We start from the raw sequence: 24,388 nt of genomic DNA, 5'->3' as shown, positions 1-24,388 counted from the left end.
TTATAGCTAATAAGAATCAATTCCAGACTAACAATCGTCAAAAACTATGCTTTGTGAATGGCTATCTAAAAATACTGGCTTAATTATTTGACGTGATCTAAAGTACTGATGAAATTATTATGCTGATTTAATTTTTTAACTGCTAAAAACATTAACAAAAAATAAGGGATTAACATGGCAGAGAAATCATTTAATGTAGAAGTACAGATAGATTATTTAGATAAGGTTTCTAAATCTTCTGCATTACAAGCAATCGCTGAGTTGGTATGGAATGCCTTAGATGCTGATGCTGAAAATGTATATATTGATTTGACAGAGTCTGAATTAGGACTCTCGCATATATTTATCAGGGATGATGGTAATGGTATTCCCTATGAGAATGCAGAAAAATTATTTAGTTCACTGGGCGGGTCATGGAAAAAAGACAAGGTTTTATCAGAAAGAAAATCTCGTTTTTTACACGGAAAAGAAGGGCAAGGACGTTTTAAGGCATTCTCAATAGGTCGATATATTGAGTGGGATACTACTTATTTACTTGATGATGTATATTATGAATATAAAATAAAAGGAATAGCTGATAATAAGAAAAAGATTTCAGTTTCTGATAAGGTAGTATCAAGTGAAGTTAAATCAGGAACAGTTGTTTCTATATTGGAATTGGTGAAAAACTTCACCTCTTTGACACCTCAAAAACTATCTGAGTTTCTTTCCACTACACTTGCTTTATATCTTAGTAAATACCCATCCGTAAAAGTATTTGTAAATCGAGAACAAATCGATCCAACAGCACAGATTTTATTTGATACAAGCTATAAATTAGATGATGTGGTTTATTGTGATGAATTACATTCATATGAGTTACAAGTTATTGAATGGAAGTCAGCTAAAGAAAATGAGATTTTTTTATGCGACAAAGAAGGTTTTCCCTTAATAAGTTATGAGAAGAAAATTAGAGGGACTGGTACATATTCTTATTCTGTTTATTTGAAGTCTACACATTTGACCAAACTTTCCCATGAGGGTACTTTGTCGCTCATGGATTTAGAGCCTTCTTTAAGTCCTGTATTAAATAAAGTCGAAGGTTTGATAAAGGAACACTTCCGGAAAAGAGATCATGAAAAGTCAAGGGAGTTAATTGATAAATGGAAAAATGAAGGTGTTTATCCGTATGTTGGTAAGGCCGAAAATATTGTTGAGGATGCTGAAAGAAAAGTATTCGATATTATGGCCATCAATGTTATAAAATACATACCACAATTTGATAATGGCGATCTTAAACTTAAGAAATTTCAGTTTAAATTACTCAAGCATATTGTTGGGAGTTGCCCTGATGACTTGAGAACTATATTGGAGGAGGTTCTCTCGCTTCCTAAGGAAAAACAAACTGAATTGGCTGAGATCTTAAGGGATGCCTCATTGTCAGCTGTTATTAGTGTTTCCAAAATAATTACTGATAGATTGAAGTTCATATCTGGGCTTGAGAATGTATTATTTCATCCGAATACAAGAAAAGTATTCAAAGAGAGAAGTCAGCTTCATAAAATAATGGCGGATAATACATGGTTTTTTGGTGAGTCTTTTACATTGAGTGTCAATGATAAGTCACTAACTGAAGTATTAAGAGTACATTTAGAAAAGCAAGGGATTGATATTCCAGTTGATGAGAAAGTAACAAGGATAGATGGTAGTGTAGGTATTGTTGATTTAATGCTTACTAGAAGTATAGGCAAAAATTACCCGGATGAGCGTGAGCATATTATTATCGAGTTAAAGGCACCTAAAGTAAATATAGGTCAATCAGAAATAGAACAGGTCAAATCCTATGCGTATGCAGTTGCTGAAGACGCAAGATTTAATGGTTTAAAAACAAAGTGGAACTTCTGGGTTATATCGAATGAGCTCACAACTTATGCTCTCAGAGAATTAAAACAAAAAAACCTTCCTGAAGGTGCAATATATCAAGCTGAAGAAATGACTATTTGGATAAAAACTTGGTCTCAACTTATTCAAGAGAACAAACATAGATTAGGTTTTCTACAAAATCAGCTTAATATATCGTATGACCGTGAAGATGGACTACAGTTCTTAAAGCAAAAGTATGCTGAGTACACTGAGGGCGTTGTATTTGAAAATGAATCACAGGATGTGTATATAGATTAACATAATTGAAAGGCTCGCCAGTTTATTCTGGCGAGTTTCTTAAAGACTGGATGCTTTATTACCCCACCAATTCATTAATTCTATTCTTTGCGGAAGATATATAGAGCGATTATAAGCTCTTCGTACTTCATCTTTATCACTATGAGCTAGTGCTGCCTCAATAACATCAGCATTGAATCCTGCTTCATTCATGGCAGTACTGGCTATAGAACGTAAACCATGTGCAACAAGCTTTCCACCATAACCAATTCTCTTCAGCGCAGCATTAGCAGTCTGGCTATTCATTGGCAGCTTAGGGTCTTTTCTGCTAGGAAAAACATGTTCTCGATGGGCACTGATTGGCTTCATCACTTCTAAAATTTCTAATGCTTGAGGAGACAAAGGTACGATGTGCTCTCGTTTAGCCTTCATCCGTTCGGCTGGAATCGTCCAAAGCTTCGCATCAAGATCGATCTCTTCCCACCGAGCTCCGGAAGCCTCAGAAGGACGCACAAGGGTCAGGAGCTGCCACTCAATTAGACAGCGAGTCGAAACAGATAGATTCGACATGACTAGAGAACGCATCAGCTTTGGCAATTCCTCTGGCCGCAGCGTCAGCATATTTTGCTTTTTGGGCTTCTCAAAGGCCATCCCAACTCCTGATGCTGGGTTCGCATCAATCAGACCCGTGTTTACGGCATAAATCATTATCTCGTTAATGCGTTGCACCAGTCGGCGTACAGTCTCAAGCGCCCCACGAGCTTTGATTGGCTCAAGAGCTTCAACCAGTGTCCGGGCTTTAATTTGCTGAACGGGGATTTCTCCGATGGCAGGGAATATATCTTTCTCCAGTGAGCGCCAAATGTCTTTTGCGTAATCAGGGGTAACGCTTTTGCTTTTAAGATGGAACCAGTTAGCGGCGACCGTTGAAAAAATACTGTCCAGTGCGATCTGCTGCTGTTCCTCTGCAACTTCAGCTTGAATTTGCGGGTCGATTCCGTTGGCTAATAAGGCAAGGTAATCAGCTCTTAACCCTCGGGCATCAGCAAGTGAAAGTGCAGGGAAGGCACCGAGCCCCATCATTGTTCGCTGCTTTGTTGCCGGGCGTTGATAACGGAAACGCCAGAGCTTTTTCCCGCTGGTTTTCACTATCAGGAAAAGCCCATCGCCATCATGCAGCGTTAGATCCTTCTCTAACGCTTTAGCGCGTAGAACTTCGGTGTTGGTCAGGGGGCGTGTTGTCCGTGCCACTGTGGCCGCTCCTTCATGAATTGGTATACGCTTTTAGGTATACATCCTACCGTATACCTAAACGTATACCAATAATCACCGGATTTAGCCGGATGTTCTCGGACAACGACAGACACAAAAAAGCCCGAAGGGCTTGTGCCATGCGGGCTTTCTGTACTTCACCGGACGTATCCGGATCATTATTTGGTGGAGCTGGCGGGAGTTGAACCCGCGTCCGAAATTTCTACATCCTCGGTACTACATGCTTAGTTTGTCTTTACATTCGCACGCCAGCTGCGGACAAACACGCCACTGACGAACTAGCCTGATTAGTTTTAACGCTTCAACCCCAGGCAGGGTTTCCACGCGATCTCTTTTGGGTTTGACCTCTCTTTGATCCCCGTCTTAAGAGCGGAAGCTAGGGAGAGAGGGCTCTTAGCAGGTTATTAAGCTGCTAAAGCGTAGTTTTCGTCGTTTGCGACTATTTTTTTGCGGCTTTTAACGAGGCAAACCGCCCCTCGGCATGCACCTTGGGTTTCGCAAATCCCGTCGAATCCAGAATCAGCCCCAATAGTGTTGAACTCAGTATACCAGATTTTACTTCCTCGACACCAGCCCGAAACGCTAACTTATTGAATAGTACAATAAGTGCGCAGAATCAACGTCCTGCGTTTTTCATGATACGTGCTTTGTCGAGCTGCCACTCGCGTGCTTTCAGGTCAGTACGTTTGTCGTGCTGTTTCTTACCTTTCGCCACGCCGATTTTCACTTTGCACCAGGCATTTTTCCAGTACAAAGAGAGCGCCACCACGGTGAAGCCTTCGCGGTTGATGCGTCCGTAGAGGGATTCCAGTTCGCGCTTGTTCAGCAGCAGCTTACGGGTGCGGGTAGGATCGCAGACGTAATGTGAAGAGGCGACGGTCAGCGGCGTAAAGTTCGCGCCGAACAGGAAGGCCTCACCGTCTTTCAGGATCACGTAGCTGTCGCCGATATTGGCTTTCCCGGCACGCAGCGATTTTACTTCCCAGCCCTGCAACGCAAGGCCGGCCTCGAATTCTTCTTCGATGAAATACTCGTGGCGAGCACGCTTGTTAAGCGCAATGGTCGCCGAACCAGGTTTATGTGCTTTTTTCTTCGTCATAAGTGTCGTAAAGCCGTCGGTAATCTGATTTTAAAAAGTCACCTCATTGCGTCCTGTGAGGTCTAACGCGCTATCTTAGCACGAGATAAGGCTTAGCGTTTTTTTAACAGGTGATAAATGTTATTATTTGTCTGTTGTGTGACCATGGAAAATGCTATGCCTCAGATTAGCCGTACCGCGCTTGTTCCCTACAGCGCGGAACAAATGTATCAGTTAGTGAACGACGTTCAGTCCTATCCGGAATTTATTCCGGGATGCACCGGTAGCCGGGTGCTGGAATCCGGCCCGACGCAGATGACTGCGGCCGTGGATGTCTCCAAAGCGGGGATCAGCAAAACGTTCACCACGCGCAATACCCTGACGAGCAATCAGAGTATTTTGATGCATCTGGTGGATGGTCCGTTTAAAAAACTGATGGGGGGGTGGAAGTTTACGCCGCTGAGCGCTGACGCCTGCCGCATTGAGTTTCATCTGGATTTTGAATTTACCAATAAGCTGATCGAACTGGCGTTTGGCCGTATCTTTAAAGAGCTGGCCTCGAATATGGTTCAGGCGTTCACCACCCGCGCCAAAGAGGTTTACAGTGTCGCATAAGATTGCTGTTGAGGTGGTGTATGCGCTGCCGGAGAAGCAGTATTTGCAGCGCGTAATGCTTGAAGAGGGCGCCACCGTTGAGGCGGCTATCCGGGCCTCCGGCATCCTTGAACTTCGCCGTGATATTGACCTGGCGAAGAATAAAGTCGGCATTTATAGCCGTCCGGTAAAGCTCGCTGATGCGCTGAAGGATGGCGATCGGGTTGAGATTTATCGCCCGCTGATTGCTGACCCGAAAGAGCTGCGCCGTCAGCGAGCGGAGAAATCGGGTAAGTAGCGCTTTCTCCCCCGGTGGCGCTTCGCTTACCGGGGCTACGATTCTGCGTAAGAATTCAGATACAAAAAAGGTGCTCATTGAGCACCTTTTTGCGTTGCTGACGCCTGATTATTTGGTCAGGGCAGGCTTGTTGTCGATGTTGGTCAGCACGCCGGCACTGCTGAAGGTCAGCGTCAGGGTTTGCTGGGTCACATCTTCATGACCAGGCTGCTGGCGGAATACATAGAACCAGGTGTTTGTGCCGAACGGATCGGACATCATCGGGGTTCCCAGGGCATAAGCGACCTGCTGTTGTGTCATACCCACGCGGATTTTGGACACATCGTTAGGGGTAAGGTAGTTCCCCTGGTTGATGTCAGGACGGTAAACCACTTTCTCCAGAGTGGAACAGCCTGCGGTCAACATCAGAAGAACCGCTGCGGCAGCGGTCAGCGTTTTACAGCGCATAGTGATTTGATTCCTTTTCGGGCCCGAGCAGTACGCGGCTCATATGTAATATGCCGATGATAATAGACCTTGCCCCACTTTGAAACCGGTCTGGCGGCGTTTTTGTTGTTCTGTATGACCCTGAGATCCCGAAAAAGTTTATGCCGCCAGCAGTTCTTTCGCATTCGCAAGCGTATTGCGGGTGACTTCACTGCCGCCGAGCAGGCGTGCCAGCTCCTGCAAGCGTGAGCGTTTATCCAGCGGCTTCATATGCGTTTCCGTCATTTCGCCATCGGTTTCCTTGCTGACGATAAAGTGGTGATGACCACATCCGGCAACCTGCGGCAGGTGAGTCACACACATGACCTGCGTCGATTCACCCAACTGACGCAGCAGTTTGCCGACAACGGCCGCGGTCGGGCCACTGATACCCACATCCACTTCATCGAAAATCAACGCCGGGGTTTCCATTTTACGGGCGGTAATTACCTGAATGGCCAGGGCGATACGCGACAGTTCACCGCCGGAAGCCACTTTCGAAATCGCCTGCAAAGGCTGGCCCGGGTTGGTGGTGACGCGGAATTCTACGCGGTCTGCGCCTTCCGCCGTCAGGTGATTCTCTTCAAAGCGAACATCTATGGTGAACACCCCATGCGGCATCGCCAGCGTATGCATGCTGTCGGTAATGTGCTGGCTAAGCTCCAGCGCATAGTGTTGCCGCACGTCGTGCAGCCGTTTCGCCGTTTCCAGCGCCTGCTGATGATGCAGATTAACCGCCAGAGACAAGGTTTCAAGGGAATCGGCCTGATCGTCCAACTGCTGCTGTTCCTCCAGCAGAGACTGATAGTAATTCGGCAGCTCTTCCGGGGTTACGTGATGCTTACGCGCCAGTGAAATCTGACGGGAGATGCGTTGCTCAAGTTCGAACAGACGGTTCGGGTCGAGATCCAGACGTTCACAGTAGTGGCGCAGTTCATCCCCGGCTTCTGAAATCTGAATCGCGGCCTCTTCCAGCATTTCCAGTACGCCAGAAAGCTTATTGTCCATGCCGGTCAGTTCGGTCACAAGCTGACGCACGTTATACAGCTGGCTCTGCAAATTCACGTCTTCGCCATCCGCCAGCATGTTAAGGGCAGTCTGGCTGGTGGAAAGCAGCTGACCGCTGTTGGCCAGACGCTTGTACTCTTCGTCGATTTGCTCAAATTCACCCACCTGTGGGTTAAATTCGTTCAGCTCTTTCAACTGATATTCCAGCAGCTCGGCGCGCGCGGTACGCTCCTGGCTTTGCTGCTGATGCTGCGCAAGTTCGCGGCAGCTTTGATGCCACTGGCGATAGTGCTCCGCCATGAGTTGAGTAAGCGCGTACTCACCTGCGTAGCCATCAAGCAGGGCTTTCTGTTGTTCGGGTTTGATTAACTGCTGGTGCGCATGCTGACCATGGATCTGGATGAGCAGCTGGCCCAGCTCGCGAAGCTGGGAGAGGGGAACCGCTGTACCATTGATAAAACCGCGGGAGCGGCCATCGCTGCTGATGACGCGGCGAAGTAAACACTCACGTCCGTCTTCGAGCTGGTTCGCTTCCAGCCAGCGCAGGGCGGCAGGTGTGTCTTTCAACGAGAAGCGGGCGCAGAGATCGGCACGGGCGGCGCCTGTGCGCACCATATCCCCCTCTGCACGACCGCCGAGGCACAAGCCGAGGGCATCAATGGCAATGGATTTACCTGCACCGGTTTCACCGGTAATCGCCGTCATTCCGCTATGGAAGTCGATCTCAAGCTCACGAACAATGGCAAAGTTGCTGATGGTCAGTTGTGCCAGCATAATTGTTTTCCTGTATGAAAAACCATAACTGTGTTTGTATACAGTATAAACTGGTTTTATATACAGTAAAGTGCTGGATGCAAAATCAGAACAATTTTTTTGACCAGCCGAGCTTGGAGCTTAATGTGTTGAAATAGCTGTAATCTTTCGGGTGAATCAGGTTCAGATGGTAATCGCAGCGGCGAATGAGGACATCTTCACCTTCCTGAATGGGGAGCGCAATCTGACTGTCGCAGCTGATCTCCAGGTCGTTACGGCGATGGGAAAAACGCAGGCGGATGGTACTGTCGCCGTTGATCACCAGCGGACGCGCCGAGAGCGTATGCGGGAACATCGGCACCAGAGTAATGGCATCCAGCGATGGCGTCAGGATTGGGCCTCCGGCTGAAAGCGAGTAGGCAGTTGACCCCGTCGGGGTTGAAATAATCAGCCCGTCAGAACGCTGCGAGAAAGCGAATATTTCGTCGATATAGACTTCGAACTCGATCATGTGCGCCACTTTACCGGGATGGAGAACCACCTCGTTAATGGCGGTGCTGATGCGCTTCTGGCAGTCCTGCTGACACACCTGGGCTTCCAGTAAAAACCGTTTTTCACTGATATAGTGGCCTTCCAGCACGTCCGCCAGCTGCTGCTGCGCATTGTCCGGGTCGAGGTCGGTCAGGAAACCGAGATTGCCACGGTTAATACCAATAACCTTAATATCATAGCGAGCCAGCGTTCGCGCCGCGCCCAGCATATTGCCGTCGCCACCGACCACCACGGCGAGATCCGCCTGCTGGCCAATTTCCGCCAGCGTGCCGGTTCTGACGCTTTTAAGCTGCAACTCCTGGGCGATCTGCTGCTCGACCATCACTTCATAGCCTTTACCACACAGCCAGCGATACAACATTTCATGTGTCGTCAATGCGGTAGGGTGACGCGGATGGCCGACGATCCCAATACACCTGAAATGATTATTCATTTTCTGGAGGTCCTTGTGCCTGATGAATGATGACAATCTGCCTTGTTCCCTTGAATCCAGGAAACTGATCCCCATAATAAGCGAAGTTAGCGAGATGAATGCAGAAAAACGCGGAGAAATTCATGAGTAGTAAAGAACAGAAAACGCCTGAGGGGCAAGCCCCTGAAGAAATTATCACGGAACAGCACGATGAAGTTGAGGCAGTAGAGCCAGACACGTCTGCTGAGCAGGTGGACCCGCGCGATGAAAAAATTGCCAACCTGGAAGCTCAGTTGGTAGAAGCGCAGAATCGCGAACGCGATGGCGTACTGCGTATCAAAGCGGAAATGGAAAACCTGCGCCGTCGTACCGAGCTGGACGTTGAAAAGGCGCACAAATTTGCGCTGGAGAAATTCGTCAACGAACTGCTTCCGGTGATCGACAGCCTGGATCGCGCGCTGGAAGTGGCGGATAAAGCTAACCCGGATAACGCGGCGATGATTGAAGGCATTGAGCTGACGCTGAAATCCATGCTGGATGTGGTGCGTAAGTTCGGTGTTGAAGTGATTGCCGATACGGATGTACCGCTGGATCCAAACGTTCACCAGGCCATTGCGATGGTGGAATCCGAAGACGTTGCCGCGGGTAACGTGCTGGGCGTGATGCAGAAAGGGTATACCCTGAACGGTCGTACTATTCGCGCTGCGATGGTGACCGTGGCGAAAGCGAAAGCGTAATTTGCCGACCCGTAGTGCCGGGTGGCGGCTTCGCCTTACCCGGCCTACAACATTACTCGGCGATACTTTCGCGTAAAGGTTTAACGGGCAGGACCTTCACCTGCTTAATCATGTTGTCCTGAACGTCCAGAATATCAATATCATACTGTTCAATACGCACGCGCGTGCCTGCCGCCGGGATCTCTTCCAGCGCTTCCAGGATCATTCCGTTCATCGTCCGCGCTTCGTCTTCCGGCAAATGCCAGTTGAAAGCTTTATTGATTTCACGAATGTTGGCGCTGCCGTCGATAAGCACTGACCCGTCGTTTTGCGGGGTGACTTCTTCCGCAAGGGAAGGCGACATCGACGTGGTAAAGTCGCCGACAATCTCTTCCAGAATATCTTCGACCGTCACCAGCCCCTGTATGTCGCCGTATTCATCCACCACCAGGCCGACTTTCTTCTTGTTTCGCTGGAACTTCACCAGCTGCGTGCTGAGTGGGGTGCCTTCCGGCACGTAGTAAATTTCGTCGGCGGCGCGCAGCATCACCTCTTTGGTGAACTCGTTTTTCTCAGTCATCAGACGATAGGCTTCGCGCACGCGCAGCATGCTGATGGCATCGTCGAGGGAATCGCGATAGAGGACGATACGCCCGTGCGGGGAGTGCGTCAGCTGGCGGACAATGGCCTTCCAGTCGTCGTTGATATCAATCCCGACGATTTCATTGCGCGGCACCATTATGTCGTCAACGCTGACCTTTTCCAGATCCAGCACCGACAGGAGCATGTCCTGATTGCGGCGGGAGATCTGCGAGCGGGATTCATTCACGATGGTACGCAGTTCGTCTTTGCTGAGCGCGCTACTAATGGTGACGTCTGCCTTTATACCCACCATGCGCATCAGCACCCGTGTCACCATATTCAGCAGCCAGACCAGCGGCATCATCAGAATAAGCAGCGGTGCTAACAGGAAGCTGCTCGGGTAGGCGACTTTTTCCGGGTAAAGCGCGGCGATGGTTTTGGGCAGCACTTCCGCAAACACCAGCACCACAAACGTGAGCACACCTGTGGCAATCGCCACGCCTGCGTTGCCGTACAGACGCATCCCGACGATGGTGCCCAGTGCAGAGGCGAGAATATTGACCAGGTTGTTACCGATAAGCACCAGGCTAATCAGCCGGTCCGGCTTACGCAGAAGCTTTTCGACACGACGCGCGGCACGGTTACCCTGCTTGGCGCGATGACGTAACCGGTAGCGGTTCAGCGTCATCATGCCGGTTTCAGAGCCAGAGAAATAAGCGGAGATGACCACCATGATGACCAGAATGACGATCAGCGTGGTGGTAGAGATGTGTTCCAGGGGGAACTCCTTTTGTTACTTAGCCAGCAAATTGCTGTATGAAGCGGCTACCAAAATAGGCAAGCGTGAGAATGCCCGCACCCGCTACGTTGAACCAGACCACGCGGCGACCGCGCCAGCCTTCATGATAATGGCCCCATAACAGGACAATATAGACAAACCACGCGATGATGGAGAGGACCGCTTTATCGATATTCTCCACGCTGAACAGGTTCTTCATATAAAACAAGCCCGTGCACAGCGTCAGTGTCAGCAGAACCACACCGACCTGGGTGATGTGGAACATCTTACGCTCAATCACCATCAGCGGCGGCATTTCATGGTTAAACGCCAGCTTTTTATTTTTCAGCTGGTAGTCAATCCAGGCGAGCTGCATGGCGTAAAGGGCGGCGATGATCAGCGTCGCGTAGGAGAACAGCGACAGGCCAATATGCACCAGCATCCCCGGCGTGGCTTCCAGGTGAGTAATAAACTCATTGGGCATGAACGTGGCTAACGCCAGGTTGATCAGCGCAAAGGCGTAGACTATCGGCAGCAGCAGCCAGCCACGGTTTTTAGACGCGACAATGGTCATGACCGTACAGATCATCAGGCTGACCAGCGAGCCGACGTTCAGTACACTCAGATTTTGCACGCTGCCGTCGCCGGGAATGATGCGTGATTCCAGCGCAAACGCATGGCTAATCAGTGCGATCACTGCCGAAAGAATAGCCATGCGCCGCCAGCCGCTGTTTTTTTGCAGCAGGCCAGGAATGATCAGCGCGAGGCTGACAGAGTAGGCAACAAGGGCGATCAGTGCGAAAACAGGCATATAGGCGTCGACAGTTGTCTTAATAAGAAAGAGAAGCAGTATAACGTTACGTGACGCCTGCTCCAACCGTTGCATAACAACAAAGGCGCCTTCATGTTATACTCCGGCAAAATTCTGTGTATGTGTCGCTTAAGCGACCCAACGTTTCTACCCCAGGCGAGAGACAATGTTTGATAATTTAACCGATCGTTTGTCGCGCACGCTGCGCAACATCAGCGGCCGTGGACGCCTCACCGAAGAGAACATCAAGGAAACGCTGCGCGAAGTGCGCATGGCGCTGCTGGAAGCAGACGTCGCGTTGCCGGTCGTGCGTGATTTTATCAACCGCGTGAAAGAGAAAGCGGTTGGCCATGAAGTGAACAAGAGCCTGACTCCGGGTCAGGAGTTCGTCAAAATCGTCCGTAACGAACTGGTTTCGGCGATGGGCGAAGAGAACCAGGTGCTAAACCTGGCGGCTCAGCCGCCGGCCGTCGTGCTGATGGCGGGTCTGCAAGGTGCGGGTAAAACCACCAGCGTCGGTAAGCTGGGGAAATTCCTGCGCGAAAAGCACAAGAAAAAGGTGCTGGTGGTGTCGGCGGACGTGTATCGCCCGGCGGCGATCAAACAGCTGGAAACGTTGGCCGAGCAGGTTGGCGTAGACTTCTTCCCGTCCGACGTGGCGCAGAAGCCTGTCGATATCGTTAACGCGGCGCTGAAAGAGGCGAAGCTGAAATTCTACGACGTGCTGCTGGTGGATACCGCCGGTCGTCTGCACGTTGACGAAGCGATGATGGACGAAATTAAGCAGGTGCATGCCTCTATCAATCCGGTAGAGACCCTGTTTGTTGTTGACGCCATGACCGGTCAGGATGCGGCGAACACCGCAAAAGCGTTTAACGAAGCCCTGCCGTTAACCGGCGTGGTGCTGACCAAAGTGGACGGCGATGCCCGCGGCGGTGCGGCGCTGTCTATTCGTCATATCACCGGTAAGCCAATCAAGTTCCTCGGCGTGGGCGAGAAAACCGAAGCGCTGGAGCCGTTCCATCCGGATCGTATTGCCTCCCGTATCCTCGGCATGGGCGACGTGCTGTCGCTGATCGAAGATATTGAAAGCAAGGTTGACCGCGCGCAGGCGGAAAAACTCGCCAGCAAGCTGAAAAAGGGCGACGGTTTCGATCTGACCGACTTCCTTGAGCAGCTGCGTCAGATGAAAAACATGGGCGGCATGGCAAGCCTGATGGGCAAACTGCCAGGCATGGGCCAGATCCCGGACAACGTCAAATCCCAGATGGATGACAAAGTGCTGGTGCGTATGGAGGCCATCATCAACTCGATGACGCTGAAAGAGCGCGCGAAGCCAGAAATCATCAAAGGTTCCCGTAAACGCCGTATCGCAGCCGGTTGCGGCATGCAGGTGCAGGACGTTAACCGCCTTCTGAAACAGTTCGACGACATGCAGCGCATGATGAAGAAAATGAAGAAAGGCGGCATGGCGAAGATGATGCGCGGCATGAAAGGCATGATGCCTCCCGGTTTTCCTGGGCGTTAATCGCTTTTGAGATTGCTTTTTGCCCGAAAATGAGTAAAATTTTCGGGCTTTTAATATGACACCCGGGCTCCGTTCCTCGATGGGGCCCGGTTGTTTTATTCACACAAGAGGATGTTATGGTAACTATTCGTTTAGCTCGTCACGGCGCTAAAAAGCGTCCGTTCTACCAGGTTGTTGTGACTGACAGCCGTAATGCACGCAACGGTCGCTTCATCGAGCGCGTTGGTTTCTTCAACCCACTGGCCGCTGGCGCAGAAGAAGAAACCCGTCTGGATCTGGATCGTATCGCTCACTGGGTTGGCCAGGGCGCTACTGTTTCCGATCGCGTTGCTACGCTGATCAAAGCAGCAAACAAAGCAGCTTAATCTGTCACGGTGGTCATGATGAGCAATAAAGCACCTGTTGAACCGATCGTATTGGGAAAAATGGGTTCTTGCTACGGTATCCGTGGTTGGCTCAGAGTGTTTTCCTCCACTGAAGACGCTGATAGCATTTTTAATTACCAGCCCTGGTTTATCCAGAAAGCCGGTAAGTGGGAAGAGGTCGAGCTGGAAAGCTGGCGTCACCACAATCAGGACATCATCATCAAGCTGAAAGGCATTGACGATCGTGATGCCGCGAATGCGCTGACTAATTGTGAAATTGTCGTGGATTCGTCGCAGTTGCCACAGCTGGAAGAGGGTGACTACTACTGGAAAGACCTTATGGGTTGCCAGGTAGTGACCACTGAAGGCTACAGCCTGGGGAAAGTCATCGACATGATGGAAACCGGGTCAAATGACGTTCTCGTCATTAAGGCAAACCTGAAAGATGCATTTGGCATCAAGGAGCGGTTGGTTCCGTTCCTCGATGGACAGGTTATCAAGAAAGTCGATCTCACTACTCAAACCATTGAAGTAGATTGGGATCCTGGTTTTTAAATTCTCCGGATAAACGGTAAAAGACGGCGCTATGTGGATTGGCATAATTAGCCTGTTTCCTGAAATGTTCCGCGCGATTACCGATTACGGGGTAACTGGCCGGGCAGTAAAGAATGGCCTGCTGAGCATCCAGAGCTGGAGTCCTCGTGACTTCACGCACGACCGGCACCGTACCGTGGACGATCGTCCTTACGGCGGCGGACCGGGGATGTTGATGATGGTGCAACCCTTACGGGACGCCATTCACACAGCAAAAGCCGCGGCAGGTGAAGGCGCGAAGGTGATTTATCTGTCACCTCAGGGACGCAAGCTTGATCAAGCGGGCGTGAGCGAACTGGCGACGAATCAAAAGCTGATTCTGGTCTGTGGTCGCTACGAAGGGATAGATGAGCGCGTAATTCAAACCGAGATTGACGAAGAATGGTCTATCGGCGATTACGTTCTCAGCGGTGGTGAGTTACCGGCAATGACGCTGATTGACTCCGTCGCCCGGTTTATTCCGGGGGTTCTGGGCCATGAAGCTTCGGCAACGGAAGATTCCTTTGCCGATGGGTTGCTGGACTGTCCACACTATACTCGTCCTGAAGTGTTAGAAGGGATGGAAGTCCCGGCAGTGTTACTGTCTGGAAACCATGCCGAGATACGTCGCTGGCGTTTGAAGCAGTCGCTGGGCCGAACCTGGCTTAGAAGACCTGAACTTCTGGAAAACCTGGCTCTGACTGAAGAGCAAGCAAAGTTGCTGGCCGAGTTCAAAACTGAACACGCGCACCAGCAGCATGAACATGATGGGAAAGCGTAATACGCTCCCGAATATCAGTTTACCCAGGATAAGAGATTAAATTATGAGCAACATTATTAAGCAACTTGAACAAGAGCAGATGAAGCAGGACGTACCTTCCTTCCGTCCAGGTGACACCGTGGAAGTGAAAGTATGGGTTGTTGAAGGTTCCAAAAAACGTCTGCAGGCATTCGAGGGCGTGGTTATCGCTATTCGTAACCGCGGTCTGCACTCTGCATTCACTGTTCGTAAAATTTCCAACGGCGAAGGCGTTGAGCGTGTCTTCCAGACTCACTCTCCGGTAGTTGACAGCATTGCTGTTAAACGTCGTGGTGCTGTACGTAAAGCTAAACTGTACTACCTGCGTGAGCGTACTGGTAAGTCTGCTCGTATTAAAGAGCGTCTGAACTAAGATTCGCTTAAGCGACATCCTGTTAGAAAGGGCTGGCCGAAAGGCTGGCCCTTTTTTTATCCCATCGCACCTCTCATGTTAACCCTTCCGTCATAAATCATTTACAATGTTCACCTCTTGGGTGGAGGGTAAGTGGATAACGTACTGCATCAGCGTAACTGGAAACGCGCAGCGGCATTGACCGCGCTGTTTGCGATCCTGCTGATCGTCGTGGCGCCGCTGATCTCCGTCTCGCTGCAAAAAGATCCCATGAGCGCCATGCCGGGTATGCACCATGACATGAGCATGATGTCGATGGACGAGCATGATGGTGATATGCCGCATTCTATGCCAGTTGACCATGCGGAAGCATGCGGCTACTGCGTGCTGTTAGCGCATGTGCCGGGCGTGATGCTGGCGCTTATCGTTCTGCTCAGCGTGGTGTTGCAGCGGCTGCGCGTGAAACCGCCTCGTCAGGCGGTCAGCCACTGGCACTTTTTCCCCTGGCTTTACCCCGATACCCGCGCGCCGCCGCGTCGGTCTGCTTTCTCCCTTTAAAACAAAATCACTCACTTTTTGCCTTAAAAAGGAAAAGTATGACTACCTGCACTCCGCGCGCGGCATGGGGAAACCTGCTGCGTCGCCTCCATTTCTATATCGGGCTGTTTGTCGGTCCGTTTATCTTCTTCGCAGCGCTGACCGGAACGCTGTATGTCGCCACGCCGCAGCTTGAAAAGGCGCTGTACCATCATGCACTCCACACGGATGCCGTGGGTGAGGCGCAGCCTCTTGCTGAACAAATTGCCGTGGCGGAAAAGGCCGTGGGTTCAGCGCTGCGTTTACATGCTGTACGTCCGGGGCTGGAAGAGGGCGAAACGACCCGCGTGATGTTTGCCGACCCGGCGCTGGGTCCCTCCGAGCATCGGGCTATTTTTATTGATCCCACCAGCCTTGAGATTCGAGGGGATATGACCGTGTACGGCACCAGCGGGATTTTACCGCTGCGTCAGACTATCGATTATCTGCATACCTCGCTGATGCTGGGCAACATCGGGCGCCTCTATAGCGAGTTAGCCGCCTCGTGGATGTGGGTTGCTGCCCTGGGCGGGATCGCGCTGTGGTTCTACACCCGTCCGAAGCGCCGTATTAACAATCGTTTCCAGAATCGTCGTCGCCTGCATGTGATCTTAGGCTGGACGTTACTGGCGGGAATGCTGCTGTTCTCAGTCACCGGGTTAACCTGGTCACAATGGGCCGGTGGCAACGTCGATAAGCTGCGTGCAGAGATGAACTGGCTGACGCCGCAGGTAAATACCACCCTTTCCGGTGCGCCGGAAATGAGGGATGAACACGCCGAACATCGTGGTCATCACGGGGGAATGACGATGCCTGAAATGCCAGTCAAACTGTCGCTTTTTGACAGCGTATTGCAGGTCGCCCGCCAGTCAGGGATTGATGCGAACAACGTTGAGATCCGTCCGGCAAGCAGGGTCGACCAGGCCTGGACGGTGACGGAAATCGATCGCCGCTGGCCTACGCAGGTTGATGCCGTTGCCGTGGATCCCCACTCACTGAAGGTGCTGGACAGCACTCGCTTCGGGGATTTCCCGCTGATGGCTAAACTCACCCGCTGGGGCGTGGATTTCCATATGGGGATCCTGTTTGGTCTGGCAAATCAGCTGCTGCTCATCGCGTTTGGCGTTGCGCTGTGTGTGTTAATTATCTGGGGATACCGGATGTGGTGGATGCGTCGCCCTGCAACGTCAGCCGCGAACCCGGTAAAGACGCTCTGTCAAAGCTGGCTGGCATTGCCGCTGTGGGGAAGGGGAGTGACGTTCCTGATAAGCCTCCTGCTGGGGCTGGCGTTGCCGGTAATGGGCGTCAGTCTGGCGGTCTTTATTGTGATTGACTGGCTGCGCTGGCGAGCGGTTTCAGGCGTGTCGCTCGCCGGAACATCCGTTAAATAGCCTTAAGGCGTGCTGATGACTACCGCAACCCGGCGATTTTCAGCGCGCCCCTGCGCAGTGCGGTTGCTGCTGACAGGGTATTTTTTGCCTAAGCCCCGCGTAGTGAGATTGCTGCACGGGATGTTCGCGCCCTTCGCCCAGGCATCCGCCACAACATTGGCACGTTTTAACGAAAGCGCTTCGTTGTAGCTCTCTTCGCCATAGTTATCCGTATGGCCATCCATCCTGGCGTGGTTCAGACCGGTTGCCGCCAGGCGTGAGGCCATAGTCTGGATCTGCGTTTCACTTTCCGGGCGCAGCCTGGCGTCATTTTTATCAAACAGGATCTTATCCGACAGGCCCAGAGACCAGTCGCCATTCAGTTCGTTAAAGCCGTAGGATTTCATGGCCGCAATTTGCTCTGGCGTGAATTTCCCTTCAGGGGATGACTGGCATCCGGACATTACCAGTGATGCCAGTATTAACGGCGCAAAGTATCGCTTTAACATATCGTCTTCCTTTCAGGATATTGTTTTCGAACGCTGGTTTTTGACCAGATACATATTGCGATCGGCTTGCTCCAGTAATGCTTCAACGGAGGCATTTTCCCACGCCAGAGCAAAGCCAATGCTGAGGGACATTGATGCTGTGTGCCCGTTATGCAGATCAAACGGACGGATAAATTGCTGCGACAGCGCAGCGCAAATAAATTCGACCTCACGTGCGGTGTGGACGCCGTAAAGGATCATGGCAAATTCATCGCCGCCAAGACGGTAAGACTGATGACGTTTTTCGCCAAACTCGACCATCCTTTTGGCGGCTTCGATCAGTACGCAGTCACCCGCGGCATGACCCCAGGTGTCATTGATAACCTTGAAGTTATCACCGTCCAGGAAGAGCAGGGCAGAATTGGTTTTTGCTGAAGCGTCGTTCATTAATGCCGCAATGTTGTTGCGAAACGCGGCGCGGTTTGCAAGCCCCGTGAGCGGATCGTGCATGGCGGTACGCAACAGTTGAGCGTTTTTCGCCTGTAGCTTGAGCTGCCACTCTTCCATTTCATCCAGCAGGCTGTTGAAGTCTTCACCAAACTGGTGGAACTCTTCAATGCGGCCTTCCGTTACCCGGCGAGAGAAGTTGCGGTTAGTGCGAACGTCATGCACAACGTCAGTGATGTTTTGCATTTCAACAACCATGCCATGATGTAGCGAGCGGGTGATGGTCAATGCGACGGCAGAGGCAAAAAGAATGCAGCCGGTGAGGACCGCAAATGAGAGCCAGATAAAGTGGCTAATCAGGCTGTCTCGCGCGGTCAGACGAATTTCGCCAATCACATTGCCGTTATGAATGATGGGCTGTGCGACAGGAACAGGGAACAACCACCGGTTGACCAGCGCGCCCAGCGTGTCGGTATTATCCGCCGGGTTCCAGGACCACCAGGCAAACCGTTTATGATGTGCGTTAAGCACTTCCGCCACGGCGAACTGCCCCTGCTTGCCGAGGGTCGCCAGCGTTTCATTTGCCGCCACGGCATCGTTGAACACCAGAGAGGCTTCAAGGCTGTGGCTCATGGTGGCGCCGGTAAGTTCGAGGTTTTTTTGCGCGTATTGCTTTAATGTCACCACGGAAGCGAAACACAGCAGCAACCATATAAACGTCATCGTTATAATGACGCTTATCATGCTGATTCGTCGCAACGTTCTTTTAAATGTCGGACGCGGTGTTGGTGCGACTTCCTTATTCATGCTTCTTATTCCGTGCGAGCATTAATACATCCGGATTGACTCTTACGCCACTGCGCGCCAGCGCATCCAGATTTACGGAAAACCTGACGAGGTTGTGCTCTATTATCAGACAAAATGCGCTGCCAATAACGCATTCAGGATTTTGTTCTGACATTAATAGCAACGCCTGGCCCTGATATTGATTTATTATTTCCTGTTGTTTTGCCGGCGACTCGCTCCCGAAATAGAGGGCATCACACCTTGCTGCGAGTGCTTCCCGATCGCTATGCACAATGACAGGACTATAGGGCAACGGGTTGTGTTCATCTTCACTGCTGAGCGCCTGTCTGTAATGGGAAGAGGCATAAATACAGAGCTTAGGCTGGCCGGACAGTGCTGGCCATCGGGTGTAGCTCACAATACCAGAAACAATCGAACGTACTGATTTATCCGTTTCCGTGAACGAGCCTGCCGTTGCAGGGGCTACTAAAATGAACAGTATTAGCACCAGGGGGAGTCGGAGCAAAGCGATCAAGATTGCATTTCTCATCAGAATCCGCCAAACCGCCCCGGAAATAGATGTCCTTAAGAATTGTCGGCAGAATACCATTGTTTATCAAAGCCGTCATTATGTCAGAAATATCCCTGTTTTGACCTAAGCTAAATCTTACAGTGAGCTATATTCAGAGGAATTAAGGCAGGCTCAATTAAGCCTGCTGGAACGCATACTTTCATCCAATCCTTGTTGCCAGGATTCATGCAGTTTTACTGCATTTTCAGTTGCATCGCAGCTGGCAGGAAATGATTTGGCCGCTAATCCCCAGGCGTGAATAAAGCCCTCTTCGCATATTTTTTTCTGTCCGTTAGCGTAGCCACGAAGATATTCCGCTCGATCAACCTGAGGGTCATTAAAACTATCGGCCAGAGACTGGTTATCTTTAACCGGAACACCATTCATAGCGTCTTCTTTACCGGCCGTGAACCAGTCCGGGCTGGTCCAGTCAGGCTGAAAAGTATAAGGATTGATCTGGCAACCCGACAAAATCAGCGACAACAACATAAAAATAATTGAACGCATGGCTATTCTCCTTTTTGTGAGCATAGCCTGACTTACAGGCGTGCGTGTGTAATTTTAACTTTACGATTTTAGGCCATGACTTTTGCCTTAAAGGGTTGATGTAAAGTAATGTGTACGTATTTTGGATTGAAATCTTTACTTAATGTGATATCGTTGTGTCACCTCTTCGAGGAAAACCACTATCGCAAACGAGTTTGACAGGATCGCAATCATGCAAAAAGACGCGCTGAACAACGTACATATCACTGACGAACAGGTGTTAATCACCCCGGATCAACTGAAGGCGGAATTCCCGCTAAGCGTCGCGCAGGAAGCTCAGATTGAGCACTCGCGCCAGACCATTTCTGACATTATCGCTGGCCGCGATCCGCGCCTGCTGGTGGTATGTGGTCCTTGCTCTATTCACGATCCTGAAACCGCCATTGAGTACGCTCGTCGATTTAAAGCATTAGCGGAGGAGGTCAGCGATAGCCTCTATCTGGTGATGCGCGTCTATTTTGAGAAGCCACGTACGACCGTTGGCTGGAAAGGGTTGATCAACGATCCGCACATGGATGGCTCGTTTGATGTGGAGGCCGGCCTGAAAATTGCGCGTCGCCTGCTGGTAGAGCTGGTCAGCATGGGGCTGCCGCTGGCAACCGAGGCGCTGGATCCGAACAGCCCGCAGTACCTCGGCGATCTGTTTAGCTGGTCTGCGATTGGGGCGCGCACCACCGAGTCACAAACCCACCGCGAGATGGCGTCTGGCCTGTCTATGCCGGTTGGTTTTAAAAACGGTACCGACGGCAGCCTGGCCACGGCGATTAACGCCATGCGCGCCGCCGCCATGCCCCATCGTTTTGTCGGGATCAACCAGGCGGGCCAGGTATGCCTGCTGCAAACGCAGGGCAACCCGGACGGGCATGTGATCCTGCGCGGTGGTAAAGCGCCAAACTACAGCCCGGCGGATGTCGCGCAGTGTGAAAAAGAGATGGAACAGGCGGGACTGCGTCCGGCGCTGATGGTAGATTGCAGTCATGGTAATTCGAATAAAGATTACCGTCGCCAGCCTGCGGTTGCAGAATCTGTGATTGCTCAGATTAAAGATGGCAACCGTTCAATTATCGGCCTGATGATTGAAAGTAATATTCATGAAGGCAATCAGTCATCGGAACAGCCGCGTAGCGCGATGAAGCCCGGCGTCTCGGTCACCGATGCCTGCATTAGCTGGGAAACCACCGATGCGCTGCTGCGTGAGATCCACAAAGATTTGAACGGCCAGCTGGCGACGCGTCTGGCATAAGAGGGTAGTTATGGTTGCTGAATTGACCGCATTACGCGATCAAATTGATGAAGTGGATAAGGCGTTGTTGGATCTTCTGGCGCGCCGCATGGCACTGGTTGCTGAGGTCGGCGAGGTTAAAAGTAAATACGGACTGCCGATTTACGTTCCGGAGCGTGAGGCCTCTATGCTAGCCTCCCGCCGTAAAGAGGCGCAGGCCTTGGGCGTTTCACCTGATTTGATTGAGGACGTCCTGCGTCGCGTGATGCGGGAGTCCTATTCCAGCGAAAACGACAAGGGCTTCAAAAGCCTCTGTCCGTCGCTGCGCCCGGTGGTTATCGTCGGTGGTGGCGGGCAGATGGGGCGTCTGTTTGAGAAAATGCTGACGCTTTCTGGCTATCAGGTGCGTATTCTGGAGAAAGAGGACTGGTCGCACGCGCCGGAGCTGATGAAAGACGCCGGAATGGTTATCGTCAGCGTGCCGATCCATGTGACGGAGCAAATAATCGCGAAACTTCCTCCGCTGCCGGAAGATTGCATTCTAGTGGACCTGGCCTCCGTTAAAAATGGTCCGCTACAGGCAATGCTGGCGGCGCACACTGGCCCCGTGCTTGGGTTACACCCGATGTTTGGCCCGGACAGCGGAAGCCTGGCGAAGCAGGTAGTGGTTTACTGTGACGGACGGCAGCCGGAAGCCTACCAGTGGTTCCTGGAACAGATCCAGGTCTGGGGGGCACGTTTGCACCGCATTAGCGCGGTAGAGCATGACCAGAACATGGCGTTTATTCAGGCGCTACGCCACTTTGCAACCTTCGCCTATGGGCTGCACCTGGCGGAAGAGAACGTTCAGCTTGAACAATTGCTGGCGCTTTCCTCGCCAATCTATCGTCTGGAGCTGGCGATGGTCGGGCGACTGTTTGCCCAGGATCCGCAGCTTTACGCCGACATCATCATGTCGTCTGAAAATAATCTGGCGCTGATCAAGCGCTATTATCAGCGTTTTGGCGAAGCGATCACCTTGCTGGAACACGGCGATAAACAAGCCTTTATCGACAGTTTCCGTAAAGTGGAGCACTGGTTCGGTGATTACGCCACGCGATTCCAGAGTGAAAGCCGCACGCTGTTGCGCCAGGCAAATGACAGTCGCCAGTAATGCGATGATGTATATACTGAAAGCCAGCATTGCTGGCTTTTTTCATTTTGGGGAACTGTCATGGCTGAACCGCAGCTGCTGTTGAACTATACCGGGCATCTGCCCGAATGCCCGACGTGGAGTGCAGACGAGAAGGCGCTCTACTGGGCGGATATCCTGGAAGGGGAGATCCATCGGTACCATCTGCCCACCGCGGAACACTCGGTGCTCTCATTCCATGAAGAAGTTGGATGTTTTGCCCTGCGTGAACGCGGCGGATTTATCGTCGCGATGCGAAACGCCATCTGGCTGACCGATAAACACGGCCTGCTCCAGCGTAAGGTTTGCGATAACCCGTCCAACCCGCAGCTTGCGCGCTTTAACGATGGCGGTACCGATCATCAGGGACGGTTTTATGCGGGCACGTTCTGGGGGCCGGGAGATTATAACGGCGCCATGCTGATGCGTATCGACAACGACCTGACGCCGCAAGTGATCCAGTGCGATATTCACGGGCATAACGGTTTAGCGTTTAGTCCTGATAAACGGTGGATGTTTACTTCTGATACGCCGAACGGCGTGATCTACCGTACGCCGCTTGATGAGCAGGGAGAACCCGGTAAGCGCGAAGAGTTTCGCCGGTTTAGCGAGGGAGAAGGTATACCCGACGGTGCGGCAATGGATGAGGAAGGCTGCTACTGGAGCGCACTGTTTGACGGCTGGCGTATCGCACGGTTTTCACCGCAAGGCGAACAGCTGGAAGAGTATCGGCTGCCGGTACGCTGCCCGACAATGGTCTGCTTTGGCGGCGACGATATGAAAACGCTGTTTATCACCACCACGCGGGAAAATATGGAGGCGGAGGAGCTGGCGAAATATCCGCTTTCCGGTGCCATCTTCACCCTGCCTGTAAATGTGGCAGGGATGAAGAAAAGCCGCTTTATCGAACGTTAAGCCGGATCGACCGGGACCACGTTTTCGCTCGGATAGCAGCCCAGCACTTTCATGGAGCGTGTGATCTCGCCCAGTTCGCGCAGGGCTTTCTGCATGGACGCAGACTCCAGGTTGGCCTGAACGTCGAGATAAAACATTTCTTCCCACGGGTTGCCATGTATTGGGCGGGATTCCAGCTTCGTCATGATCAGGTTGTGATTACGCAGCACCAGCAGCGCTTCAACCAGCGCACCCGCCTGCTGGCCGGTCGCCATCAGCAGGGTGGTTTTCGCCGGGACCTGGTCCGACACGTTGATGGCCTTGCGGGCCAGAACCACGAAACGGGTGATATTCTGCGTCTGGTTGGCCAGATTGCGTTCCAGCACCTGTAAGCCATACAGCGCGCCGCCCGCTTCGCTACCGAGAGCCGCGATGGCAGAAGAGTTTGCCTGCGCCACTTTTTCCATCGCCGCCGAGGTGCTTTCGGTGTATTCAATTTTCCAGTGCGGATAACGGTTCAGGAACTGGCTGCACTGCTGGAACGGCTGCGGGTGGCTGTACACCGTTTCGATCTGACTCAGATCGGTTGAGCCAGAGACCAGCACACAGTGATCGATAGGGATAGTCAACTCGCCGACTAACGACAGGCTGGTGTGCTGGAGCAGATCGTAAACATCGTTGATGGCGCCGGAACTGGTGTTCTCAATAGGCACCACGGCGTAATCTGCCTGGCCGGTTTCGACCTGGTTGAAGATGTCTGCAAATTTCGCGCAGCCGCTCTCAATAAACTCTTCGAAATGGCGGGCTGCGTACTGGCGAGCTGCCAGGTGAGAATAGGACCCTTTCGGGCCGAGGAAAGCGATACGAGCAGAGTGCGGGTTGGTTTTGTTCAGATGCTGCTGGAGCAGGGCTTGTTGCGTCAGAACGGAGTCTTCGATGATGAGCTGGAACAGGCGGGTGATGTAGTGCGCATCCAGATGATGCGCTTTGCCGAGTTGAATCAACCGTTCCAGTAAATCACGTTCGCGATCGATATCGCGCACCGGCCGATGGGACTCGAGCTTGGCTTTGCCCACTTCAACGGCGAGCGCGCGGCGTTCTGCCAGCAGGGCCAGTAATTTTTCGTCGAGTGCACTGATTTTTACGCGTAAATCCAGGAGCGGGTTTTCCGGTGTCATAGTGTTGTCTGTCTCATTTTATCGTTATCAATAAAAAAGGCCTCCCGGTGTGGGAGGCCTTGTT

General features: G+C 51.6%; 26 protein-coding genes, 1 other RNA gene and 1 other annotated feature (1 of these 28 cut by a window edge). Of the genes, 14 read left to right on the top strand and 13 right to left on the bottom strand.

Going from position 1 to position 24,388, the window contains the following annotated elements; all coding sequences use genetic code 11:
- The first annotated feature begins 174 nt into the window (after positions 1 to 174).
- Positions 175 to 2,160 (top strand): ATP-binding protein, encoded by a 1,986-nt coding sequence (locus RS584_RS17545; protein ID WP_086626570.1) that lies wholly within the window; start codon positions 175 to 177, stop codon positions 2,158 to 2,160.
- Positions 2,161 to 2,199: 39 nt separating this feature from the next.
- On the opposite strand, the gene RS584_RS17540 is transcribed toward RS584_RS17545, so the two are convergent.
- The 3 genes from RS584_RS17540 to smpB form a co-directional block, all read right to left on the bottom strand.
- Complete coding sequence (locus RS584_RS17540; RefSeq protein WP_315748387.1) at positions 2,200 to 3,390, bottom strand: integrase domain-containing protein; 1,191 nt, start codon at positions 3,388 to 3,390, stop codon at positions 2,200 to 2,202.
- Positions 3,391 to 3,574: 184 nt separating this feature from the next.
- Positions 3,575 to 3,938: a transfer-messenger RNA gene (gene ssrA / locus RS584_RS17535) on the bottom strand.
- A gap of 89 nt (positions 3,939 to 4,027) precedes the next feature.
- Positions 4,028 to 4,510 carry an SsrA-binding protein SmpB gene (gene smpB / locus RS584_RS17530; RefSeq protein WP_003863115.1) on the bottom strand — a complete coding sequence of 161 codons (483 nt, stop codon included), beginning with the start codon at positions 4,508 to 4,510 and terminating at the stop codon, positions 4,028 to 4,030.
- A 156-nt stretch (positions 4,511 to 4,666) separates the two neighbouring features.
- Between smpB and RS584_RS17525 the strand changes: the two genes are divergently transcribed.
- Positions 4,667 to 5,104 (top strand): type II toxin-antitoxin system RatA family toxin, encoded by a 438-nt coding sequence (locus RS584_RS17525; protein ID WP_003863117.1) that lies wholly within the window; start codon positions 4,667 to 4,669, stop codon positions 5,102 to 5,104.
- On the top strand, positions 5,094 to 5,381 hold the full coding sequence (locus RS584_RS17520; protein ID WP_017383006.1) for an RnfH family protein: 288 nt from the start codon (positions 5,094 to 5,096) through the stop codon (positions 5,379 to 5,381). The genes RS584_RS17525 and RS584_RS17520 overlap by 11 nt, the downstream gene beginning before the upstream one ends.
- Positions 5,382 to 5,489: 108 nt before the next feature.
- Here the strand turns inward: RS584_RS17520 and bamE are convergent, their stop codons facing one another.
- The 3 genes from bamE to nadK form a co-directional block, all read right to left on the bottom strand.
- Complete coding sequence (bamE, locus tag RS584_RS17515; protein WP_003863121.1) at positions 5,490 to 5,828, bottom strand: outer membrane protein assembly factor BamE; 339 nt, start codon at positions 5,826 to 5,828, stop codon at positions 5,490 to 5,492.
- A gap of 138 nt (positions 5,829 to 5,966) precedes the next feature.
- Positions 5,967 to 7,628 (bottom strand): DNA repair protein RecN, encoded by a 1,662-nt coding sequence (gene recN, locus RS584_RS17510; RefSeq protein WP_086523996.1) that lies wholly within the window; start codon positions 7,626 to 7,628, stop codon positions 5,967 to 5,969.
- Positions 7,629 to 7,713: 85 nt separating this feature from the next.
- Positions 7,714 to 8,592, bottom strand: a complete 879-nt coding sequence (gene nadK / locus RS584_RS17505; RefSeq protein ID WP_017383004.1) for an NAD(+) kinase — start codon at positions 8,590 to 8,592, stop codon at positions 7,714 to 7,716.
- 122 nt (positions 8,593 to 8,714) lie between these two features.
- Between nadK and grpE the strand changes: the two genes are divergently transcribed.
- Complete coding sequence (gene grpE, locus RS584_RS17500; protein WP_003863126.1) at positions 8,715 to 9,308, top strand: nucleotide exchange factor GrpE; 594 nt, start codon at positions 8,715 to 8,717, stop codon at positions 9,306 to 9,308.
- A 52-nt stretch (positions 9,309 to 9,360) separates the two neighbouring features.
- On the opposite strand, the gene RS584_RS17495 is transcribed toward grpE, so the two are convergent.
- Positions 9,361 to 10,647, bottom strand: coding sequence for an HlyC/CorC family transporter (locus RS584_RS17495; RefSeq protein WP_026094274.1), 1,287 nt, complete (start codon positions 10,645 to 10,647; stop codon positions 9,361 to 9,363).
- 19 nt (positions 10,648 to 10,666) lie between these two features.
- Positions 10,667 to 11,458 (bottom strand): inner membrane protein YpjD, encoded by a 792-nt coding sequence (locus RS584_RS17490; protein WP_014832951.1) that lies wholly within the window; start codon positions 11,456 to 11,458, stop codon positions 10,667 to 10,669.
- Positions 11,459 to 11,624: 166 nt separating this feature from the next.
- Between RS584_RS17490 and ffh the strand changes: the two genes are divergently transcribed.
- The 7 genes from ffh (at position 11,625) to RS584_RS17455 (ending at position 17,042) form a co-directional block, all read left to right on the top strand.
- Positions 11,625 to 12,986 carry a signal recognition particle protein gene (gene ffh, locus RS584_RS17485; RefSeq protein WP_003863132.1) on the top strand — a complete coding sequence of 454 codons (1,362 nt, stop codon included), beginning with the start codon at positions 11,625 to 11,627 and terminating at the stop codon, positions 12,984 to 12,986.
- Positions 12,987 to 13,102: 116 nt separating this feature from the next.
- A complete protein-coding gene (gene rpsP, locus RS584_RS17480) occupies positions 13,103 to 13,351 on the top strand; it encodes a 30S ribosomal protein S16 (protein ID WP_003863133.1) in 249 nt (82 codons plus the stop codon).
- Positions 13,352 to 13,366: 15 nt separating this feature from the next.
- The gene (rimM, locus tag RS584_RS17475) at positions 13,367 to 13,906 is read left to right on the top strand and encodes a ribosome maturation factor RimM (RefSeq protein ID WP_015571575.1); all 540 of its coding nucleotides are present in this window, start codon (positions 13,367 to 13,369) and stop codon (positions 13,904 to 13,906) included.
- A 31-nt stretch (positions 13,907 to 13,937) separates the two neighbouring features.
- Entirely contained in the window at positions 13,938 to 14,705 is a 768-nt protein-coding gene (gene trmD / locus RS584_RS17470) for a tRNA (guanosine(37)-N1)-methyltransferase TrmD (RefSeq protein WP_003863138.1), read from the top strand.
- A gap of 43 nt (positions 14,706 to 14,748) precedes the next feature.
- Positions 14,749 to 15,096 (top strand): 50S ribosomal protein L19, encoded by a 348-nt coding sequence (gene rplS, locus RS584_RS17465; protein ID WP_002914145.1) that lies wholly within the window; start codon positions 14,749 to 14,751, stop codon positions 15,094 to 15,096.
- Between the two features lie 132 nt (positions 15,097 to 15,228).
- The gene (locus RS584_RS17460; RefSeq protein WP_315748386.1) at positions 15,229 to 15,633 is read left to right on the top strand and encodes a DUF2946 domain-containing protein; all 405 of its coding nucleotides are present in this window, start codon (positions 15,229 to 15,231) and stop codon (positions 15,631 to 15,633) included.
- A gap of 38 nt (positions 15,634 to 15,671) precedes the next feature.
- On the top strand, positions 15,672 to 17,042 hold the full coding sequence (locus tag RS584_RS17455) for a PepSY-associated TM helix domain-containing protein (protein WP_315748385.1): 1,371 nt from the start codon (positions 15,672 to 15,674) through the stop codon (positions 17,040 to 17,042).
- A 2-nt stretch (positions 17,043 to 17,044) separates the two neighbouring features.
- On the opposite strand, the gene RS584_RS17450 is transcribed toward RS584_RS17455, so the two are convergent.
- The 4 genes from RS584_RS17450 to RS584_RS17435 all read right to left on the bottom strand — a co-directional run bounded on the left by RS584_RS17450 (position 17,045) and on the right by RS584_RS17435 (position 19,820).
- Entirely contained in the window at positions 17,045 to 17,530 is a 486-nt protein-coding gene (locus RS584_RS17450; RefSeq protein WP_315748384.1) for an OmpA family protein, read from the bottom strand.
- Between the two features lie 12 nt (positions 17,531 to 17,542).
- Positions 17,543 to 18,763: a diguanylate cyclase DgcN gene (gene dgcN, locus RS584_RS17445; protein WP_017692859.1), complete on the bottom strand. Its 1,221-nt coding sequence runs from the start codon at positions 18,761 to 18,763 to the stop codon at positions 17,543 to 17,545.
- Positions 18,756 to 19,292, bottom strand: coding sequence for a YfiR family protein (locus RS584_RS17440; protein WP_015571570.1), 537 nt, complete (start codon positions 19,290 to 19,292; stop codon positions 18,756 to 18,758). The genes dgcN and RS584_RS17440 overlap by 8 nt, the downstream gene beginning before the upstream one ends.
- 153 nt (positions 19,293 to 19,445) lie before the next feature.
- Positions 19,446 to 19,820, bottom strand: coding sequence for a DUF2799 domain-containing protein (locus RS584_RS17435; RefSeq protein ID WP_315748383.1), 375 nt, complete (start codon positions 19,818 to 19,820; stop codon positions 19,446 to 19,448).
- A 211-nt stretch (positions 19,821 to 20,031) separates the two neighbouring features.
- Here RS584_RS17435 and aroF point away from each other — a divergent pair, with 211 nt between their 5' ends.
- The 3 genes from aroF to RS584_RS17420 are packed head-to-tail and all read left to right on the top strand — an operon-like array spanning position 20,032 to position 23,167.
- Positions 20,032 to 21,102: a 3-deoxy-7-phosphoheptulonate synthase AroF gene (gene aroF / locus RS584_RS17430; RefSeq protein ID WP_006811632.1), complete on the top strand. Its 1,071-nt coding sequence runs from the start codon at positions 20,032 to 20,034 to the stop codon at positions 21,100 to 21,102.
- A 10-nt stretch (positions 21,103 to 21,112) separates the two neighbouring features.
- Entirely contained in the window at positions 21,113 to 22,234 is a 1,122-nt protein-coding gene (tyrA, locus tag RS584_RS17425; protein ID WP_023295266.1) for a bifunctional chorismate mutase/prephenate dehydrogenase, read from the top strand.
- Between the two features lie 60 nt (positions 22,235 to 22,294).
- Positions 22,295 to 23,167: an SMP-30/gluconolactonase/LRE family protein gene (locus RS584_RS17420; protein ID WP_017383978.1), complete on the top strand. Its 873-nt coding sequence runs from the start codon at positions 22,295 to 22,297 to the stop codon at positions 23,165 to 23,167.
- Here the strand turns inward: RS584_RS17420 and pheA are convergent.
- Entirely contained in the window at positions 23,164 to 24,324 is a 1,161-nt protein-coding gene (gene pheA / locus RS584_RS17415; RefSeq protein WP_045906907.1) for a bifunctional chorismate mutase/prephenate dehydratase, read from the bottom strand. The genes RS584_RS17420 and pheA overlap by 4 nt on opposite strands.
- Before the next feature lie 30 nt (positions 24,325 to 24,354).
- Positions 24,355 to 24,388: a sequence feature (Phe leader region), on the bottom strand; it runs 92 nt beyond the window's last position.

The organism is Enterobacter sp. DTU_2021_1002640_1_SI_PRY_ASU_LCPMC_013 (genome assembly GCF_032389435.1).
Taxonomy (GTDB): domain Bacteria; phylum Pseudomonadota; class Gammaproteobacteria; order Enterobacterales; family Enterobacteriaceae; genus Enterobacter; species Enterobacter hormaechei_C.
This window is presented reverse-complemented; position numbering and strand designations above follow the sequence as displayed.

What these genes read in the sequence shown, in the direction of transcription:
- recN (WP_086523996.1), bottom strand. Translation starts at nt 7,628, where the DNA reads ATGCTGGCACAACTGACCATCAGCAACTTTGCCATTGTTCGTGAGCTT.
- RS584_RS17435 (WP_315748383.1), bottom strand. Translation starts at nt 19,820, where the DNA reads ATGCGTTCAATTATTTTTATGTTGTTGTCGCTGATTTTGTCGGGTTGC.
- RS584_RS17545 (WP_086626570.1), top strand. Translation starts at nt 175, where the DNA reads ATGGCAGAGAAATCATTTAATGTAGAAGTACAGATAGATTATTTAGAT.
- smpB (WP_003863115.1), bottom strand. Translation starts at nt 4,510, where the DNA reads ATGACGAAGAAAAAAGCACATAAACCTGGTTCGGCGACCATTGCGCTT.
- ffh (WP_003863132.1), top strand. Translation starts at nt 11,625, where the DNA reads ATGTTTGATAATTTAACCGATCGTTTGTCGCGCACGCTGCGCAACATC.
- RS584_RS17490 (WP_014832951.1), bottom strand. Translation starts at nt 11,458, where the DNA reads ATGCCTGTTTTCGCACTGATCGCCCTTGTTGCCTACTCTGTCAGCCTC.
- rpsP (WP_003863133.1), top strand. Translation starts at nt 13,103, where the DNA reads ATGGTAACTATTCGTTTAGCTCGTCACGGCGCTAAAAAGCGTCCGTTC.
- rimM (WP_015571575.1), top strand. Translation starts at nt 13,367, where the DNA reads ATGATGAGCAATAAAGCACCTGTTGAACCGATCGTATTGGGAAAAATG.
- pheA (WP_045906907.1), bottom strand. Translation starts at nt 24,324, where the DNA reads ATGACACCGGAAAACCCGCTCCTGGATTTACGCGTAAAAATCAGTGCA.
- rplS (WP_002914145.1), top strand. Translation starts at nt 14,749, where the DNA reads ATGAGCAACATTATTAAGCAACTTGAACAAGAGCAGATGAAGCAGGAC.
- trmD (WP_003863138.1), top strand. Translation starts at nt 13,938, where the DNA reads ATGTGGATTGGCATAATTAGCCTGTTTCCTGAAATGTTCCGCGCGATT.
- aroF (WP_006811632.1), top strand. Translation starts at nt 20,032, where the DNA reads ATGCAAAAAGACGCGCTGAACAACGTACATATCACTGACGAACAGGTG.
- RS584_RS17525 (WP_003863117.1), top strand. Translation starts at nt 4,667, where the DNA reads ATGCCTCAGATTAGCCGTACCGCGCTTGTTCCCTACAGCGCGGAACAA.
- RS584_RS17450 (WP_315748384.1), bottom strand. Translation starts at nt 17,530, where the DNA reads ATGTTAAAGCGATACTTTGCGCCGTTAATACTGGCATCACTGGTAATG.
- dgcN (WP_017692859.1), bottom strand. Translation starts at nt 18,763, where the DNA reads ATGAATAAGGAAGTCGCACCAACACCGCGTCCGACATTTAAAAGAACG.
- bamE (WP_003863121.1), bottom strand. Translation starts at nt 5,828, where the DNA reads ATGCGCTGTAAAACGCTGACCGCTGCCGCAGCGGTTCTTCTGATGTTG.
- RS584_RS17455 (WP_315748385.1), top strand. Translation starts at nt 15,672, where the DNA reads ATGACTACCTGCACTCCGCGCGCGGCATGGGGAAACCTGCTGCGTCGC.
- RS584_RS17440 (WP_015571570.1), bottom strand. Translation starts at nt 19,292, where the DNA reads ATGAGAAATGCAATCTTGATCGCTTTGCTCCGACTCCCCCTGGTGCTA.
- nadK (WP_017383004.1), bottom strand. Translation starts at nt 8,592, where the DNA reads ATGAATAATCATTTCAGGTGTATTGGGATCGTCGGCCATCCGCGTCAC.
- grpE (WP_003863126.1), top strand. Translation starts at nt 8,715, where the DNA reads ATGAGTAGTAAAGAACAGAAAACGCCTGAGGGGCAAGCCCCTGAAGAA.
- tyrA (WP_023295266.1), top strand. Translation starts at nt 21,113, where the DNA reads ATGGTTGCTGAATTGACCGCATTACGCGATCAAATTGATGAAGTGGAT.
- RS584_RS17420 (WP_017383978.1), top strand. Translation starts at nt 22,295, where the DNA reads ATGGCTGAACCGCAGCTGCTGTTGAACTATACCGGGCATCTGCCCGAA.